The sequence below is a fragment of the Allorhizobium borbori genome (genome assembly GCF_014196535.1).
GTDB lineage: Bacteria > Pseudomonadota > Alphaproteobacteria > Rhizobiales > Rhizobiaceae > Ectorhizobium > Ectorhizobium borbori.
In genome coordinates, this window is record NZ_JACIDU010000018.1 from 48,664 (window position 1) to 67,227 (window position 18,564).

General features: G+C 60.3%; 14 protein-coding genes. 8 read left to right on the forward strand and 6 right to left on the reverse strand.

The genetic code is table 11. The features are described 5' to 3' along the window. Nucleotides 1-12 precede the first annotated feature (12 nt). From GGQ66_RS18815 to ggt, 4 genes are read right to left on the reverse strand one after another with little or no spacing between them, the layout of a single operon-like run. Nucleotides 13-1,407, reverse strand: coding sequence for an FGGY family carbohydrate kinase (locus tag GGQ66_RS18815; RefSeq protein WP_183794516.1), 1,395 nt, complete (start codon nucleotides 1,405-1,407; stop codon nucleotides 13-15). Next, a complete protein-coding gene (locus GGQ66_RS18820) occupies nucleotides 1,407-2,636 on the reverse strand; it encodes an NAD(P)/FAD-dependent oxidoreductase (protein WP_183794518.1) in 1,230 nt (409 codons plus the stop codon). Before GGQ66_RS18820 ends, GGQ66_RS18815 begins: the two co-directional genes overlap by 1 nt. Further along, entirely contained in the window at nucleotides 2,633-4,042 is a 1,410-nt protein-coding gene (locus tag GGQ66_RS18825) for an NAD(P)/FAD-dependent oxidoreductase (protein WP_183794520.1), read from the reverse strand. The genes GGQ66_RS18820 and GGQ66_RS18825 overlap by 4 nt, the downstream gene beginning before the upstream one ends. Nucleotides 4,043-4,071: 29 nt before the next feature. Further along, entirely contained in the window at nucleotides 4,072-5,739 is a 1,668-nt protein-coding gene (ggt, locus tag GGQ66_RS18830; protein ID WP_183794522.1) for a gamma-glutamyltransferase, read from the reverse strand. A 485-nt stretch (nucleotides 5,740-6,224) separates the two neighbouring features. Here ggt and GGQ66_RS18835 point away from each other — a divergent pair, with 485 nt between their 5' ends. The 5 genes from GGQ66_RS18835 (at nucleotide 6,225) to GGQ66_RS18855 (ending at nucleotide 13,516) form a co-directional block, all read left to right on the forward strand. Beyond that, entirely contained in the window at nucleotides 6,225-7,220 is a 996-nt protein-coding gene (locus tag GGQ66_RS18835; protein ID WP_183794524.1) for a TRAP transporter substrate-binding protein, read from the forward strand. 62 nt (nucleotides 7,221-7,282) lie between these two features. After that, entirely contained in the window at nucleotides 7,283-7,792 is a 510-nt protein-coding gene (locus tag GGQ66_RS18840) for a TRAP transporter small permease (RefSeq protein WP_183794526.1), read from the forward strand. Nucleotides 7,793-7,796: 4 nt separating this feature from the next. Further along, nucleotides 7,797-9,074 (forward strand): TRAP transporter large permease, encoded by a 1,278-nt coding sequence (locus tag GGQ66_RS18845; RefSeq protein ID WP_183794528.1) that lies wholly within the window; start codon nucleotides 7,797-7,799, stop codon nucleotides 9,072-9,074. Nucleotides 9,075-9,213: 139 nt separating this feature from the next. Beyond that, a complete protein-coding gene (locus GGQ66_RS18850) occupies nucleotides 9,214-9,987 on the forward strand; it encodes a DeoR/GlpR family DNA-binding transcription regulator (protein WP_183794530.1) in 774 nt (257 codons plus the stop codon). Nucleotides 9,988-10,582: 595 nt separating this feature from the next. Continuing rightward, entirely contained in the window at nucleotides 10,583-13,516 is a 2,934-nt protein-coding gene (locus tag GGQ66_RS18855) for an autotransporter family protein (protein WP_237358988.1), read from the forward strand. A gap of 100 nt (nucleotides 13,517-13,616) precedes the next feature. Here GGQ66_RS18855 and GGQ66_RS18860 read toward each other — a convergent pair whose 3' ends face one another. Together GGQ66_RS18860 and GGQ66_RS18865 are read right to left on the reverse strand one after the other, a co-directional pair. Then, nucleotides 13,617-14,837, reverse strand: a complete 1,221-nt coding sequence (locus GGQ66_RS18860; RefSeq protein ID WP_237358989.1) for an MFS transporter — start codon at nucleotides 14,835-14,837, stop codon at nucleotides 13,617-13,619. After that, a complete protein-coding gene (locus GGQ66_RS18865; RefSeq protein ID WP_183794534.1) occupies nucleotides 14,834-15,190 on the reverse strand; it encodes an antibiotic biosynthesis monooxygenase in 357 nt (118 codons plus the stop codon). Before GGQ66_RS18865 ends, GGQ66_RS18860 begins: the two co-directional genes overlap by 4 nt. A gap of 124 nt (nucleotides 15,191-15,314) precedes the next feature. Here GGQ66_RS18865 and GGQ66_RS18870 point away from each other — a divergent pair, with 124 nt between their 5' ends. From GGQ66_RS18870 to GGQ66_RS18880, 3 genes are all read left to right on the forward strand, one after another. Then, entirely contained in the window at nucleotides 15,315-16,202 is an 888-nt protein-coding gene (locus GGQ66_RS18870; RefSeq protein WP_183794536.1) for a LysR family transcriptional regulator, read from the forward strand. A gap of 191 nt (nucleotides 16,203-16,393) precedes the next feature. Beyond that, nucleotides 16,394-16,942, forward strand: coding sequence for a TRAP transporter small permease subunit (locus tag GGQ66_RS18875; RefSeq protein WP_183794538.1), 549 nt, complete (start codon nucleotides 16,394-16,396; stop codon nucleotides 16,940-16,942). A gap of 13 nt (nucleotides 16,943-16,955) precedes the next feature. Then, entirely contained in the window at nucleotides 16,956-18,542 is a 1,587-nt protein-coding gene (locus GGQ66_RS18880; RefSeq protein WP_183794540.1) for a TRAP transporter large permease, read from the forward strand. The last annotated feature ends 22 nt before the right edge of the window (nucleotides 18,543-18,564 follow it).

Consider the following 18,564-nt stretch of genomic DNA (forward strand, 5'->3'; position numbering starts at 1 on the left):
CGTTTTGCCGTTCTAGCCGCGCCAGCCGCGCGCGCGGGCCACGGCATCCTTGAAGCGCTTGTGGTCCTCGTCGGAAATACCGCCGTCTGATGAAAAGACGTGCGCGGCTTTTCGGGCTGCTGAGGCATCGATCCCGCACAGTTCGGCAAGTCCGACAGCGGTCAACTCGTGCATGGCGGGCACGGCCACGTCATGTCCGCTGGCGCCGGCCAGCATGCGGGCGAAGTAACGGCTTTTGGAAAGCCCGCCGTCGATTGATATGGTGGACGATAGCGGCATTGTTTTCGCTGCGGAAGCGATCAATCCGGCGGTCAGCATTGCGATGCCTTCCAGTATGGCGCGCACCAGATCGCGGCGGTCTGTCGCGTGATCCATGCCGATGAAAAGAGGCGCGGCCCGGCGGTCCCAGTAGGGGGCGGCCAGTCCGGAAAGCGCAGGCACGAAAGCCAGGCCACGGCTGATTCCGGTCGGCCCCTCGAATATGTCGAGTTCCTCGACATCCGTGTAAAGGCCGATACGATGGGCCCATTCGAGCGCGGAACCGGCGTCGTAAATACCGCCCTCGATAGCGAACACGGGCGCTGAGCCGCTGAGATTCCAGCCGATTGTTGGCAGGAGATCGCCATCCGCAGGTCGCGTGGTACCTGCCACGGCCAGCAGGAAGGCGCCGGTGCCGAAGGTGATCTTGCTGTCGCCGGGTTTGCGGCACCCATGCCCGAAAAGGGCGGCCTGCTGATCGACGATGGAAACCGCAACGGGCACGCCTTCGATCGTTCCGAACCCTTCATTGGCGGAAACGATGCTTGGCAGACATCTCTTTGGAACGCCGTGCAGATCGCACAGTTCATCGCTCCACTCACCCGTTTTGAGGTCGAGCAGCCCGGTGCGGGAGGCGGTCGCCAGATCGGTTGCGAATGTGCCGCACAGCCGGTCGAGGAAGAAGGCATCGGTTGTGCCGAGGCGCAAACGCCCGGCCTTGAACGCCGATGCCGCCGCCGGCAGGTTGCGCAGAATCCATGCCATCTTGCTTGCGGAGAAATAGGGGTCGAGCGGGACGCCACCGATGTGTCGGGACAGGGTGTCGGCCTCAGGGCCGAGGGCCGTCAGCACGTCAGCGGTGCGTGCATCCTGCCAGACGATGACCGGCGAAAGTGCTTCCCCGGTCAGGGCATCCCAGGCCAGACAGCTCTCACCCTGATTGGCGATAGCGATAACGTCCACCGGACCTGCGGCCGCAAGCACGGCCCGGACATTGGCAAGAAGCTCTTCCGGGTCATGCTCGACCCATCCGGCCTTCGGGTGATGCTGGCCATGCCGCCGGCTGGCGGCCAGATGCCAGGCTCCGCCATCCGAAATGACAATGCAGCGCGTCGATGTCGTGCCCTGATCGATCGCCGCGATCTGCATCAGCTTTCCTCCCTGAAACGGAAATGGACATGATTGGCTTCCGTCACGCCCGCCGGCATCGGTACGAGCACGCGGCGCTCCGGTGTCCATAGTCCCGAACGTTCGAAAACCGTCCGGCCATCCACTTCGAGCATAAGGCAGCCGCGCGCGCGTCGCGTGAACCGCAACTGGAAGCTGGACAACGCATTATGGGGGCCGCCTCCCTTTCGCAACAGGTTTGGAACGACGAGTTTGACGGGATCGTCATGAAGGACGGCTATCGGGGCAGTCTCTACGGGCTGTTGAAGCAGGTCCCGTGCAATGGCGGTGCCGACGGCGCGCCCTTCGCGAAATGCCCATCCACCTGTTTCAATCGGTCGGAGGACGTTTCCGGCCGCAAAATAGAGGGGGTTTGCACAGCGCCCGTCCTGATCGACCGCAGGGCCTCCTGTGTCTGTATCGAGCGCCATGCCAGCGTTGCGTACCAGTGCCGCCTCCGGCGTGAACTGGCCGGTGAGGAGAAGCCCGTCGCATTCCAGGACCATTTCATTGCCGTCCTCCTGCACGATCCGTATGGCTTCGACCCGCTGGCGGCCGATGATATCCACCACGCGTGCGCTGGGATAAAACGGAACACCTGCCAGCCGGGGGAGCCAGTTGAAGGGTGCGCGCGCCAGCGGGTGCGGGGTTGTCTCGACCATCGCGACGGGACGGGCGCCGTGGGTGAGGCAGGTCAGAAGCGCGGACTGGGACACAAGTTCCGATCCAAGAATGACCGGGCGTCTGAAGGGCATGAGGCCATGGAAGGCCACATAGGATTGCAGGGTGCCCGTGGTGACGATCCCGAGCGGCCGGTCGCCCGGCAGAAGGCGAGCGGAGCGCGGGGCCTCGCGGGCACCCGTGGTTACAAGGATGCGGCGCGCCAAAAGGCTTTCCACACCTTGCGCGTTGGAAACGGTCAACCTGCCGTCAGTGCCGAGATCGACCACGGAGTGCCCGGGCCGCACATCTATTCCCGCTTGCAGCGCTGCGCTTTCCAGCTTTCGGCCATAGGCGCCGCCGATATAGATGCGTCCGAATTCCAGCATGCCGAAAGGCGAGTGGCCGCAATGGCGTGTCGCGCCGCCAAGGGTCTGCTCGCGATCCAGCAGGATAACCCGTTCCACGCCCTGCCGGCGCATGGCGATGGCTGCCGCGACACCGGCGGGCCCACCGCCTATTACAATTGCGTCCGCATCCGGCCTCGTCATAGATCGTCCTTTCCAGGCACATCCAGAGCCGCTTCGAAGCGACCCCTGGTCATTTCGGCCAGCCGTGCGTTGCAGTAAAAGCCCTGGCAGCGCCCCATGCCGGCCCGTGTGCGCCTGCGCAATCCGCCGAAGTCACCGGGCGGAAGCGGGCTGTTCAATGCCGCCTCGATTTCGCGTTTCGTAACCAGTTCGCAATGGCAGACGATCTCGCCGTGATCAGGCTTCTGCCAGTCTCGCGGTTGGGTTTCCGTCAGGTTCGGCATGCCGGGCGTGGGCGGTGAATCCGGAGCTGCTGGCAGGGATGCGAAGGTTTCGTAGAGGCCGAGCGCATGCTGGCCAAGCCCGAGCGCGGCGGAAAGCCCTGTCGAACGGATTCCACCCAGCGTGATTGCCCTTTTCTCCGGCCGAACCGCGATACGATATGCCTTCTTCTCAGAAGCAGGGCGAAGGCCGGCATAGACGGCCGTCACGGGCATATCGGCAAGTGCGGGTATCAGACGCCCGGCGTGGTCCTTCAGCATCTCCAGCGTTGCGGTTTCCACGGTGGCCCGCGTGCGGTCTTCCTGTTCCTCCGCAGTCGGGCCAACAAGAACATTGCCGAAGGCGGTGGGGCAGATCACGATTCCCTTGGTGATTTCGGTGGGTACGGGCAGCACGATCTTCGGAACATGGCGGGCGGCGGCCTTGTCCAGAACGATGAATTGCCCCTTGCGCGGACGGATCTCGAACTCCGGCTCGAAGCCCAGACGGCTGTCCACGACATCGCCGAACAGGCCGGCTGCGTTGACGACGGCACCGGCCTTGATGATTCCCTGTGTCGTTTCCAGATGCCACTCGCCTTCGAACCGGCCTGAAAGCACCTCGCAATTGCGCAGAACCGTGGCGCCGAGCGCCATGGCCTGGGTAATGTAGGCAAGGGGCGCCGACCATGGGTCGATGACATGCTCTCCCATCACCTCGACGGCAGCCTGAAGCGTTTGTGAGAGGGCAGGGGCCAGACCTCGCGCCGTGGCGGCTGAAATGACGCGCAGCGCCGCAATGCCGTTTTCAACGCCCTGCGCGGCGATCGCCTCCAGCATTCCAGCCTGCTCCGGTGTCCATGCGCAGACAAGGGCGCCGGTCTCCACGATGGACAGGCCGAGATCACCGCAAATGGAAAGATATTCCTCGCGACCGGCACGGACAAGCTCCAGTTCCAGACTGCCGGCGGGTGCGTCGAAACCCGTATGCAGAATGGCACTGTTTGCCTTGGATGCGCCGGACAGGATATCGCTGCCCTTTTCCAGAAGCACGACTTTCGCTCCGGCGAGCGCAAACCTGCGGGCGGTCGCGCATCCGACCACGCCGCCGCCGATGATCGCGACATCATGGAACTCCGCTCCGCCGGGCGGGGCAATTTTACACATCTGATTTTCCTTGTTCCGCCAGATGGCGGTCATATGAGAAATGTCACGCCTTCATCCGCCAGCCCGCCGCCGAGTGCGGACACTGTGCCGTCGGCGCGCCAGCAGGCGGCGCCGGTCATCTCGCCATCGTCGCCAAAGGCGATGGCGTTCATGCCACCTCCGATATGCGCGACGGCTCTGGCATCGTGCCCTCGTAAACGCATCGCTTCGACATGATGGGCGAATGCAGGCTCCAGTTCGATATGGCCGCCATCCGTCCACACGCGCGGCGCTTCGACCGCTTCCTGCAGGGACATGCCGTGATCAATGAGGTTGACGATTGCCTGCATGGCGGAGGGAAAGATGCGCACGGCACCCGGCAGACCGAGTGCGAAGGCAGGCCGGCCCCCTTTCAGCACGATCATCGGCGCCATGCTTGTCGGCACGCGCTTGCCCGGCGCGATGGAAAGCGCCTTGCCCGGATGCGGGTCGAAATTGTGCATGTAATTGTTGGGAATAATCCCCGTATCGGGCACCATGAAGCGCGCGCCGAACAGACCATTGATCGTATGCGTTGCCGAAACGATATTGCCGTCACGGTCGGAAACGGTCACATGCGTGGTGTTGTGGCTTTCGTAAGCCGGTAGAGCACTGATGGCGCCGCCAACCTGCCTCAACCGCGCACGGGCTTGCGCCGCATAGGCTTTGGATGTGAACCGGTCCACCGGAATGTCGACGAAATCGGGATCGCCGGAAGCGGCCCGACGATCCTCGAAGGCAATCCTGATGACCTCGAGAAGAAGATGGATACGCTCGGCATTGTCGAACCCCATGCCCGCCAGATCGTAGGCTTCAAGCATGTTGAGCATTTCCGTGACATGGACGCCCGAAGAGGCAGGCGGCGGCGGGCCGACAATTTCGTGGCCCCTGTAGCTACCTGTTATCGGTGTGCGTCTGACAGGGCGATAGGCCCGCAGATCATCCATGGAAACCTTGCCTTCCGGACCTTGATCGAGAGCCAGCCTCGCGACAAGCGCAGCGCCAAGTGCGCCTCCATGCAATGCGGAGGCTCCCTGTTTTGCGATCAATCGCAGGCTTTCGGCATAATCGCCCTGAACCAGCCTGCTGCCTGCGGAAAGCGGAGAGCCACTCGGTAGGTACAGCTTCGAAAGGACGGTATCCTGCAACATATCGGCCGCATGCTGGCCAATTGTGCCGACGAGATAGGATGACACGGCAAAGCCGTTCTCGGCATAGCGGATTGCGGGCATGAGGAGGTCGGCGAAAGGGAGCCGTCCGTGGCGCTCATGCAACATGCACCAGCCAGCGAGGTTGCCGGGCACCGCAACGGATGCTGCGCCGAACTGGTTTCGCCGCCCGGCTGCCTCGATATAATCCGGGCCGCTGTCTGCCACGGGCGTGAACATTTCCGGCGTCGCAGCAGCCGGGGCCGACGACAGCATGTCTATAACGAAGTGTTCGCCGCTGCCGAGCCTCACGTGGGAAAGTCCGCCACCGGCGATGCCGACCATCATCGGCTCCACCACGGTCAGCGCGAACAGGGACGCAACTGCTGCATCGATCGCATTGCCCCCGGCCGCCAGCATTTCATGACCGGCAGCCGAACCCAGCGGATGGTTCGTCACCACGACGCCGCCCGTACCGCTTGCTGGTCGCTTCCTGCATGTGAAGGGTAAAGGCATTCCGCGCGAACTCATTGAAGGCTTCTCCATTTGAACACATTGCCCGGAAGCGGTCGCCTTGCATGGGGGCAAGAGGCTCGGCCGTTGAATGTGCGAGTCTAGAATGACGCACGCATGGCGGAAAGGCAACAAATATGACTGATACAAGGGAAATTATAAACCGAAAACCACATTCAGTCATTTAATGTTGGTGATTTGCATTTTTTAATTGTTATATTTGGTCAAATTGTGTGCTTTCTGCGTATTTTTTGCCCTGAGTGACCGAAAGGCGAATATTTTCGCATATTATGATTGCCATTCAAAAGCGCTGTGTTACTGAATAATGGCCATACGAGCATCAGACCGAGCATTGCGGAAGAACTCTCTGGTGTTGGGTGAACAATAATTGACCGAATAGTCAAATCGGCAATGAGGGGAAGCATTTCAGGATTTTCTGAACCGCGGGGCCGCGCTGTGGACGATCGCTGCCACCATCGCCGTGACCATGAATGGAGCAATACATGACCAGACCCCTATTTCGAGCCATCTTGACGGTTGCCGGTGTGGCAATGCTTTGGGCATCGCAGGCGGAAGCGCGCAACCTCAAGGTCGGGCATTTCGGTTCTCCGTCGACCCCGTTTAACGATGGCATCGAGTTTTTTGTGAAGAAGATCGAGGACGTTTCCGGTGGTGAAATCACCGCAACAAACTTCCCCTCGGGCCAGCTCGGCAACGAAGCGCAGCAGATCGGCGCTCTTCAGGGCGGGCTTCAGGAAATCCTGATTACGTCCTCCACCAACCTGATCAAGTACAATCCCCGTTTCCAGCTTATCGATATACCTTTCGCCTTCGCGGACGATGCGGCGACGGACAGGGTTCTCCTCGGATCGGTCGGCCAGACCATGCTCGATGGCCTGGCAGGCTCCAACATGGTTGGCCTGACCTTTATCGACAACGGCTTCCGCGACCTGACGAATTCCAAGCATCCGATCACGAAGCTTGGGGATTTCAAGGGGTTGAGCTTCCGCGTTATCGGTGCGCCAGTGTTCATCGATACCTTCAAGGCGCTTGGCGCCAACCCGGTGCCGATGCCGTTTCCGGAAGTGTACACCGCCCTCGAGACGCACACTGTCGATGGTCAGGACAATCCGCTCCTGACGGCACGCGACCAGAACTTCTATGAGGTTCAGAAATACCTGACCCATTCCAAGCACGCTTACTCGGCGCTTGTGTTCCTGATCAGCGAGCCATTCTGGAAGAGCCTGAACGACAAGGAGCGTCAGCAGATCAAGGAAGCCGCGGACGCCGCCGCTCTCGAAAACCGCAAGTTCATGCGTGCGGCCGTCGAGCAGGCGCGCACGTTCCTCGCTACGGAAGGAAAGATGGACGTCGTGGAATTCGCGCCGGAAGCGCTTGTTGATATTCACGCTGCCGTCGAGCCGGTTGTGAAGGGTATGGTCACCGACGCTCTTCGTCCGCTCTACGAAGAAATGCAGGCTGCGGCCAAGGCCAACTAAGGCCGGCTTCTGGGGGCGTCCGGATCCGGCGTCCCCGTTTCATTCGACACGGGAGTCATCAGATGCGCGCCTTGCGCCTTTGCGAAATATTGCTGGAAGTGATCGTTGCCGCGCTGATGCTGGCTCTGGTCGTCATGGTTTTCACCAATGTCGTCCTGCGCTTTGCGTTCAGTTCGGGGATTGTGGTGACAGAAGAACTGTCCCGCATCACCTTGAGTCTGCTTGTCTTTATCGGTTCTGTCCTTGCGCTTATACAGCATGGACACATCGCCATGACAATGATGATCGACCGCTTTTCACCCGGATTGAAGAAGGTCGCGGTACTCGCTACGGGCGCGATCATGGTCTATTGCAACTGGCTTCTGGCAGATGGGTCCTGGGTGCAGGCAAAGCTGAACTTCAGTTCCAATTATCCCCTCTCCGGTTTGCCGTCAGAGACGATTTATGTCGTCGCGGCCATTTGTGGCCTGCTCATGACTATCATTATTCTCGCAAGAATGCTGCTCATTCTCGTGGGGCGGATGCCTCCGGAGCAGTTCTTCCAGTCCGCTTCGGCCAATCTCGGGGAGTGAAGCCTTGACCCTTATCGTCTTTCTCGGCTCGCTCATGGGCTGTATTGCGCTCGGCGTTCCCATTGCCTGGGCATTGACGGCGTGCGGCGTCGCACTGATGTTCTATCTGGATTTCTTCAACTCCCAGATCGTCGCCCAGAACCTCATCCTTGGCACCGACAGCTTCATCCTGCTTGCCATCCCTTTCTTCATCCTTGCCGGTGAACTGATGAACAGAGGCGGCCTGTCCCGCCGGATTATCGATGTTGCCATATCGGGTTTCGGGCACATCCGCGGCGGTCTCGGCTATGTCGGCATCTGTGCGTCGCTGCTGATGGCTTCCCTTTCCGGTTCCGCTATCGCCGACAGTGCGGCGCTCGCTGCAATCCTGCTGCCGATGATGAAGCAAAGTGGTTATCCGGCCGGTTCTTCCGGTGGTCTCCTCGCCGCAGGTGGCATCATCGCGCCTATCGTGCCGCCATCGATTGCGCTTGTGGTGTTCGGCGCGGTCGCAAACATATCGATCAGCGGCCTGTTCATCGCTTCGATCGTTCCCGGCCTGCTGATGGGGCTTTCCCTTGTGGTGACCTGGTATTTCGTTTCCCGGGGCGGCGACTACAAGCGTCTTGAAAAAAAGCCGCGTGCCGAAACCATGGCGTCGCTGTGGCGGGCAATCCCGGCGCTTTTTCTGCCTTTCGTGGTGATTGGCGGTCTGAAGGTCGGCATTTTCACGCCGACGGAAGCGGCTGTCATCGCGGCGGTTTATGCAGCCGCAGTCGGCGCGTTCGTCTATCGTGAACTGGATATGAAAGGCTTTTACGAGGCGCTTGTCGCGTCCGGCAAAACCTCGGCCGTGGTCATGTTCCTCGTGGGAACATCGATGGTGTCTGCCTGGCTGATCACCGTCGCCAATCTTCCCACCCAGATCGTTTCCTTTCTGTCGCCCTTCATGGATAGTCCGCGCATGCTGGTGTTCATGATCATCATGCTGTCGCTGCTTCTGGGTACGGCACTCGATTTCACACCCCTCATGCTGATCCTGATGCCGATCATGATTCCCATCTGCAAGAAGGCCGGCATCGACCTGACCTATTTCGGCGTCGTTTTTACCATTTCTGGCGCGCTGGGAATGCTGACCCCGCCTGTTGGCAACGTGCTGAATGTGGTTGCGGGCGTCGGCAAGGTTGGACTGGACAAGATCACCTGGGGGGTCATGCCGTTCCTTCTTGCGCAAACGATCGTTCTGCTGCTGCTCGTCGCGTTCCCGGAAATTGTGACCGTGCCGCTTTCGTTGATGCGATAAACGCATGTGACGGTCCGCCCCGGTTATGGAAAAAGCCGGGGCGGACTGTCTTTCGATGGAACTCTTGTTGCTCGGAACGCAGGTTGACTGAATTCGGTCATATCGTTAGCTATCTCTTGATAAACCTGAAAGCGAGCGAATGCGCCCGAACGAACGCCGTCTGGAAATTCTTGCGCTGGTCAATCGCCTTGGTCTGGCAACTGTCGAGGATCTGTCCGAGAAACTGGATGTATCCAGGGAAACTGTCCGTCGCGACCTGACGGCGCTCGAGGCTGCGGGGACCATCCGCAAATATCACGGCGGCGCTCGGGCATTGGACAACAGATCCGTTCCGGATGACGTTGAAAGCCCGTTCGATCAGCGCATGACCCACAATATGGACGGTAAGCGGGCGATCGCGGATGCGGCGAGCCAGCTTTTTCAGCGCGGAGATACCATCTTTATCGATACGGGCAGTACAACGCTGGCCGTTGCCGAAAGTCTTTCGCACATTCCCTCTCTTCTGGTCATTACCAACTCGCCGAAAATTGCCGCTATCATCGCCGGAAACGGCAGCAGCAAGGTGTTCCTGATTGGCGGCGCTTATGGCGTGGAACCGGCAGAAAGCCTCGGACCGCTGGCACTCGAACAGATAGCCAAGTTTCGTGCCCAGCACGCTATCCTCACCGTAGGCGCCATCGATGCGGCGGGGGTCATGAACTTTGATCTGCAGGAGGCGGAGGTTGCCCGGGCCATCATAGACCGCGTGGAGACGGTCACGGTGGTTGCAGATCATACGAAGTTTGGCCGGCGTGCCGTCTTTGAGGTCGCTCCGCTTTCCCGGATTTCGCGTATCGTCACGGACAGCGTGCCCACCAGAGAAATCAGCAGCGCCATTGAGGCTGCTGGCGCTTCGCTGATCATAGCAAAGTGAAATCCTGAGCCCGCGCCCGTCTTCAGACACGCCCGCGCGAGCTCCATCGCATCGATGGGAAACCTTCGGCGTATCTGCTCCCAGGTCAGAAGATTGAAGTCGCTCCCTGCGGCTGCGTTATCAAAGACCGATGACAATGGCCAGGCGCGCGAAGCCTGGTCGGTTCGGGTCGCGGGGGGCTTTGCCTTGATCGGGAAGGTCGTTGTGCAGTCCGCAACAGTCGTGGACCTTGCTATTTTCTTTCATTGTGCATCGCAACACGCGAAGACGTCCAGAAGACGTTACTAGAAATTGCGTTGCTAATTCATAATCGATTAACCAAGGGATGTTCTTCTTCAATCAGGTTTGGTTTTGCGTCCGTTCAAGTCTGTGTTCGAGGAGAAGAACGATGCGCAAATTCCAGGATTCTGTGCATGATCCGGAAGTCACGCCTGTTGATCCTAACCACGGGGGTTTTCCCCACACGTTGCCGATCCCGGCCGCGTACACGCGGCTCCTGTCGTCAAGCGCATCCATGCGAGTTCGCCCCGAAGGCGAACCTCTCGTCAGATGGTACCATCTGCACCTGCCGCGCGTGGTCTTGCTGGGTTGCCTTATGGCTGGTGCCACATATCCTGCCCTTGCGCAGACAGTCTGGACCGGCGCATCGGGGAATGACGACTGGTTTGATGCGGGCAACTGGGACACCTCGACCGTGCCGGATGCTTCCACCTCTGTCGACGTCACGACCGGCAATGCTGTGATTTCCGGCAACGCCGCCGAGGGCGACTATATCAACATACAACCCGGCGGTACGCTGACCGTAACCGGGACAGGGTCCACATTCACGACTACGGAAACACGCACCACTGACGGAACGCTCACGATCGAGGATGGCGGCCTTGTCACCAACAGCAGCGGTGTTGTCGGTGGTGTCGCCACCGTCTCAGGCGCCGATGCTGGCGGCAACGCATCGACGTGGATCAACAACGATTATTTTGCGGTCGGAGATGGCGGCGCGGGTACCCTGAACATCCTTGATGGCGGCAAGGTTGTCGTCAACACCGATGCGTTTCTGGGCCAATCGTTCCATGCCGATGCGTTGGTCTCGGGGGTAGGGTCCTCCTGGGAAAATACCGGGCGGCTGACCATCAACAACGGGCGTCTGCGCATTGAAGGCGGTGGCAGTGTATCGAACTCATTAGGTCTTGTCGGCAGTTCGGATACCGGCGATGTTATCGTGACTGGCCTTGGCTCGACATGGAGCAACGCGGGACAATTGACGGTCGGGAGCTATGCTGCGGGCACCATGCGTGTCGAGAATGGCGCTACCGTTACCAGCAATCAAGGCTATGTCGGTGCGAGTGCCGGCATCAGTGGAAGTGTCACCGTAACGGGAAGCGGCTCCTCTTGGCAGGTGACGGATTTTAACCTCACTCTGGGCAATTACGGGCTCGGTGAGATGACGATCGAAGATGGAGCGCGGGTTTTTGCAAACACGGGCGTTTGGCTTGGCATTTCGACTACGGATGCAACAGGAACTCTGAACATCGACGGTACGCCTGGCGCGCGCGGGGTTCTGGAGACCAGAGGGTTCCGTGGTGGTCTGGGAACAGCGGATGTGACCCTCGATGGAGGCATTGTTCGTGCCATTGCTGACAATGCCTGGTTCTTTTCCAGCTACGGCACTCAGCAAGTGGCGTTGGGCGCCGGTGGTGGCACATTCGATACGAATGGCCACGATATCGGTATCGCTCCTGTCATCGCCGGGGCTGGTGGCTTGACCAAGGACGGGGCGGGCACGCTGACCCTGACGGGCGAAAACACCTATACCGGCGGCACCACCATCACCGAAGGCACATTGCAGCTCGGCGATGGTGGAACGACGGGTTCGATCCTTGGCGACGTGACCGACAACGGCATCCTGGCCTTCAACCGCTCGGATGTCGTGACATTCGACGGCACCATTGCGGGAACGGGGGGCGTCTCCCAGATTGGTACCGGCAAGACCATTCTCTCAACCGACAATTCCTCTCTCACTGGCATCTCGCAGGTCCAGAACGGCATCCTCTCGGTCAATGGCATTCTCGGCGGTTCGATGGACGTCAGGGGCGGGCGGCTTCAGGGAACCGGACAGGTGGGGGACACGGCCAACTTTGCCGGCGGCGTCATCGCACCCGGCAATTCGATTGGCACGCTGACCGTTTCCGGAAATTACATTGGCAATGGTGGAACCCTGGAAATCGAGACGGAACTGGGGGACGACAGTTCCGCCACGGACAAGCTGGTCGTCACCGGAGACACGTCGGGCAATACCAATGTCCAGGTCATCAATGTCGGCGGTGTCGGGGCGCAGACGATCGAGGGTATCAAGATCATCGATGTCGCCGGCGCATCGGATGGAAGCTTCACGCTTGCGGGCGACTACACGTTCGAGGGCGATCCGGCGGTCGTCGCAGGGGCTTATGCTTATCGCCTCTATCAGGGCGGGGTCAGCACACCCACCGACGGCGACTGGTATCTGCGTTCGTTTCTGCTGGATTCCGATCCGCCCACGACGCCTCTCTACCAGCCGGGTGCCCCCGTCTACGAAGTCTATGCAGAAGTATTGCAGAGCTTCAATGCGCTCGACACGCTGCAACAGCGCCTGGGCAACCGCGCGTGGTCTGACAGTGCGGTTGCCGCGACCACGCCCAGTGGGGACGATGCCGGAAGCGGTCTGTGGGGGCGGATCGTTGGCAGCCATGCCAGCATCGATTCCAAGTCTTCGACAACCGCGGCGAGCTATGATGCAGACCTCTGGCAATTGCAGGCGGGGGTTGACGGACGATTCTATTCCGGCGATGCCGGCGATCTGATCGGTGGCATCTCGGCGCGCTACGGCACCGTTTCGGCCGATGTATCCTCGGTTTTCGGCGATGGTTCGATCAGGAGCACGGGCTACGGCCTGGGTGGATCGATGACCTGGTACGGCAAGACCGGCTTTTATGTCGATGCCCAGGCGAATACCACCTGGTATGACAGTAACCTTTCCTCCTCCACCTCTGGCACAAGGCTCGTTTCCGGCAATGATGGTTTCGGCTATTCACTCGGACTGGAAGCAGGACAGCGGATTGCTCTTGTTCCCAACTGGTCCGTGACACCGCAGGCGCAACTGACCTATTCGTCTATCGACTATGACGACTTTACCGATGTTTTCGGCAGTGCGGTTTCGCTGGCCGACGCCCGTCAGCTCAAAGGGCGCCTCGGCATTTCCTCCGACTATGAGGAAGGATGGACGGACGCCAGCGGCCAGACAAGCAGCATCCATGCCTACGGTATCGCCAATCTCTACTACGATTTCCGCGCCCATTCGAATGTCAGGCTTGCCGGCGTTACGCTCAGGAACGAGCAGGATGCGCTCTGGGGTGGGCTCGGTCTCGGGGGAACCTACAATTGGGGAAATGACAAGTATGCCGTTTATGGCGAGGCTATGCTCGATACAAGTCTAGCCCGGTTCGGAGAAAGCTATACCCTGAATGGGAAAGTCGGTCTCAATGTCAAATTCTAGGGGCGAGAATGGCTCAGGAGACGATATCTCCTGAGCGCACCCTTGAAGGCTGCCCGGTTCCTCTGGCCGTGGCGTTTCATGAAATCTGGCAGGCTTGCACCTATCCTGCTTCATGGGAGCGGAATGCACTTTGGCGGTTGGCGAAGACCACAAGCGCGCAGGGCATAAGGAGCGCAAGGGCGGCAGGTGAAAAACTTGCGACGCCACTGTGTTCAAGCAATACGCCGCCGATGATGCCGCCACCCGCGATCGCCAGATTCCATACCGTCACCAGCAGCGACTGGGCCACATCCGTTTGACGTGGCGCTGCGCGGGCCGCCGCAGTCTGGAAAATGGTTGCCGCGCCGCCGAAAGATAGCCCCCACAACAGAACAGCCAGATAAATCGCAGCAGGGTCTCCCGGCCACAGCCCCCACACGAGGACTGCACCGATGAAGGTGACGCAGTTGGTAAATGCCAGCGCCCAGATGTGCCGGTCAATCAAGATCCCGGCAATACAGATGCCGGCCAGGGCGCTGCAACCGAACACGAGCAAGACGACATCGGTGACTGTACTCATCTCCGCCGGGTGAAGAAGAGGGCGGATATACGTGTAAAGAATGTTGTGGGCGAGAACGAATGTCAGCGTGACAAAGAGGATCGATCTGATCGTGGGGCGCTTGGCGATGGCGAGGAACGACGTCTTTTGCGACGGAACCTGTCCGGGGAAATCCGGTAATCTTGCCCATATCCAGACCGTGAGCAGCAGGGCCATGACGCTCATGATTGCAAAGCAGGCCCTCCATCCGATTGTTGTTCCAAGGAAGGTTGCGGCGGGAACCCCGATCGAAAGCGCCAGTGGTGTGCCCGCCATGGCGACCGCGATTGCCCGGCCTTTCTGTTTATCGGGCACCATGCGGGCGGCATAGCCCGCCAGTAACGCCCATAGAAGTCCGGCCGAAACGCCGGCGGCCAGCCGTGCCACCATCGTCAGCGCGTAAAACGGCGACAAGGCGGTAATGAGGTTTGCGATGGCGAAGCCGGCAAGGGCTGACGCGAGCAGGGGGCGCCGGCGCATGCCCTGCGTTGCCTGGACAAGGGGAATGGCCGCCAGGAACGAGCCGATCGCGTAGATGGTGACCATTTGGCCGGCTGCGGCCGTGGACACGGTGAGATCGGCGCCGATCTGCGTCAGCAGTCCGGCGGGAAGCGCTTCGGTCAGGATTGTGACGAAGCCGCAAAGGGCGAGCGCAATCAACGCCGGCAGAGGAAATCCTCCACCGCCGGCTCGATGCGGGCCCGACAGATCGTGTCGCGAATGAAGCCCGGTCATTGCGATCATTCAGCTTTCTTCAGCTTGGGAAGAACGAGATCGTCGACCGAATAGGTGTGGAATTCGCTTCTGGAGACCGTATCCAGTCGCTTGAACTTTTCGACGAAAACGGGATCGGAGAAAAACTCGTCGACATTGCCGGCACCCTGGATCGCCTCGATATTCACGACGGTGAGACCATCGGTGCTCTTGGCGAGATTGCTCCATAGAAATCCCTCTTTCCGTTCGGCCACGTAGTGCACCACATCCTGAATGTTCTCAAAGGCTTCCTGCTGCTTGCCCGGATGGGCGTGGATGACATTGACGATGAAGGTGGTTGCTGCGGGGGCGCTGGCGAAGGCGGCGAGAGGAAGGGATGTCATTTCGGTCTCCTTTGATCTGCATGGCGACAATCGGCATGCAGGCTCTGGATAACCGGCCGCAAATAGCGGATAAATGAGCGGTAAAGCTCAACATATCGGATAAAAATTCCGGAATAAGGTGTACATGGACAAGCTGGGAACCCTCGGAATTTTCATCCAGGTCGCGGAGGCCGGCAGTTTCGTTGCGGCGGGACATCGCCTGGGCATTTCGGGATCGGCCGTGGGAAAGGCCATCGCCCGGCTGGAGGAGGACCTCGGCGTACGGTTGTTCAATCGCTCGACCCGAAGCATGGCGTTGACAGAGGACGGCAGCTTTTTTCTCGACACCTGCCGCAGAATTCAGACAGAGTTCGAGGAGGCGCAGGCGAGACTATCGCGATCGCAGGCCGTTCCACGCGGGCAGTTGCGCGTCAGCCTGCCGCTCGCCGGCATGTTGCTGATGCCGACGATTTCTGCCTTTATGCGCGCTTATCCCGAGATCAACGTGGACCTCGATTTCACCGATCGTCTCGTCGACGTGATCGAGGAAGGGTTCGATGCGGTCATTCGAACCGGCGATGTCAAAGACACACGCCTGATGAGCCGAAAGCTTGGAACGTTCCGGCATGTCATCGTCGCCTCGCCCGCCTATCTGGCCGAGCATGGGTATCCGGTCGTACCGGAGGATCTTCTCCAGCACCGTTGCATGCATCATCGTTTCGCCAATTCCGGCAAGTTGGAGCCCTGGCCGCTGGTGCGGGAAGGGCGTGAAATCCGGCTCGATCTTCCGGTGACGACAGTGACGAGCACGCTTGAGCCGCTCGTCTACCTCGCCGAACGCGCCTTCGGCATCACCTGCCTTCCCCCCTTTGCCGCGGTTCAGGAAGTTGCCGAAGGCAAACTCGTTTCTCTCCTCGACAAATATATCGCCGGTACCGGCACGTTCCGGGCTCTATGGCCGACGAGCCGATACCTCTCCCCGAAAGTGAGACATTTCGTGGATTACATGGCGGCCCATCTTTTCAAGTCGTGAGACAGCACCCGCACCTCCAGCACACAAGGCTTGGGGGCGGTCTACCCACTTCCGGGTAGGTTCACGCAAATCGCCTGGGCTGCGGCCTTGAGCAATGGCGCTCGGGCGCTATCCTCCCGCCATCAATGAACCGCACGCTGCATCCGCGCATTGAGGAGTGCCGCAGCGAAGGGCTCGAATGGAGGGACACCATGCCATTTTTGCTGGCGCTTTCACGCGCCATTGATGCTCTCAGTGCAATCGTCGGCAAGGCGATTTCCTGGCTTCTGCTTGCCGCGATCGTGATCAGCGCGCTCAACGCCATTTCCCGCAAGGTTTTTTCCGTCAGCTCCAATGCCTGGCTGGAATCGCAATGGTACCTGTTTTCCGCAGTCTTCCTGATTGCGGCGGGCTATACGCTGCTCGCCAACGAGCACGTGAAGGTCGATCTGATCTACGGCAAGCTGCCGCGCAAGGGTCAGATCATCGTCGATATCTTCGGCACGATCTTCTTTCTCATGCCCTTCTGCCTCGTCACCGTCTACCTGTCCTGGCCGGTGTTCCTGCAGAAGTTCGCTTCCGGTGAAGTCTCGAACAACACCGGCGGCCTGCTGCAATGGCCGGCCTGGCTCTTGATCCCGATCGGCTTCGGTCTTCTGGCCTTGCAGGGCGTGTCCGAACTCATCAAGCGCATCGCGATTCTGCGCGGGGATATTCCCGATCCGGTGGCGGAAGCCGACGCCGAAGCCGCGGCGCTGTGAGGGGGATGACACCATGACCGCATTTTTCGCTGAAAACCTCGCGCCGATCATGTTCGCGGCGCTGATCATCATTCTTCTGATCGGCTATCCCGTTGCCTTTGCATTGTCTTTCGTCGGTTTCGTCTTCGGCTTCATCGGCATCGAACTCGGCCTTCTGCCGGCTACGCTGTTCCAGGCCATTCCCGACCGCATTTTCGGGCAGATGTCGAACGAGACGCTGCTGGCCATTCCCTTCTTCACATTCATGGGGCTCATTCTCGAAAAGAGTGGCATGGCGGAAGATCTGCTCGACACGATCGGCCAGCTTTTCGGCCCGGTGCGCGGCGGCATTGCCTTTGCGGTGATCTTCGTCGGCGCCATTCTCGCAGCCACCACCGGCGTCGTTGCGGCCTCGGTCATCTCGATGGGCCTCATCTCGCTGCCGATCATGCTGCGCTATGGCTATGACCGCAAGATCGCGGCCGGCACCATCGCGGCGTCTGGCACGCTCGCCCAGATCATTCCGCCAAGCCTCGTTCTCATCGTTCTTGCCGACCAGCTCGGTCGCTCGGTGGGCGATATGTACAAGGGCGCGCTAGTGCCCGGCCTGATGCTCGTGACCGTCTATTCGCTCTTCATCATCGGCACGTCGATCCTCAGCCCCCACAAGGTGCCGGCCCTGCCGCCGGAAGCGCGCACGCTGCGCGGCAGCAAGCTGCTGCTCAAGGTCGTCACCTCGCTGGTGCCGCCGCTTGTGCTGATCTTCCTCGTGCTCGGCACGATCTTCATCGGCCTTGCCACGCCCACGGAAGGCGGCGCGATGGGGGCTGTCGGCGCCATGCTGCTGGCCGCCGCCAACGGCAAGCTGAAGCTCGGCCTTGTTAAGCAGTCGCTTTACTCCACGGCCAAGCTTTCCGCCTTCGTGCTGTTCATCCTGCTCGGCGCGCGCATCTTCTCGCTCACCTTCTATGGCGTGAACGGCCATGTCTGGGTCGAGCACCTGATGACCTCCATTCCCGGTGGTGAAATCGGCTTCCTGATCGTCGCCAACCTGCTGGTTTTCTTCCTGGCCTTCTTCCTCGATTATTTCGAGCTGGCCTTCATCATCATCCCGCTGCTCGCCCCGGTGGCCGATGCGCTCGGCATCGACCTCATCTGGTTCGGCGTGATGCTGGCGATCAACATGCAGACCTCGTTCATGCATCCGCCCTTCGGTTTCTCGCTGTTCTTCCTGCGCTCGGTGGCGCCGACCCGTGCCTACAAGGACCGGGTCACAGGCCAGACCATCCAGCCGGTCACATCGACGCAGATCTATCTGGGCGCCATTCCCTACCTGCTCATCCAGCTTGCCATGGTCGTCGTCGTGATCACCTTCCCCGGCCTCGTCATGCACTACAAGTCCGGCCACAAGGTTGCTGACCCTGCGAATCTGCACATCAACGTGCCGATGCCGGGTGCTGGCGGCGGCGCCGACCCGTTTGCCAATCCCTTTGCAACACCTGGCGGCGGTGCCCCCGCCTTCGGCGCGCCACCGGCCCCGGGGGCTGCCCCCGAAACGCCTGCCGCGCCCTCGTTCGGCGCGCCCGCACCGTCCTTCGGGGCGCCGGCGAAGCAACCCTGATCCGAATTCCGGCCTCTCCTTC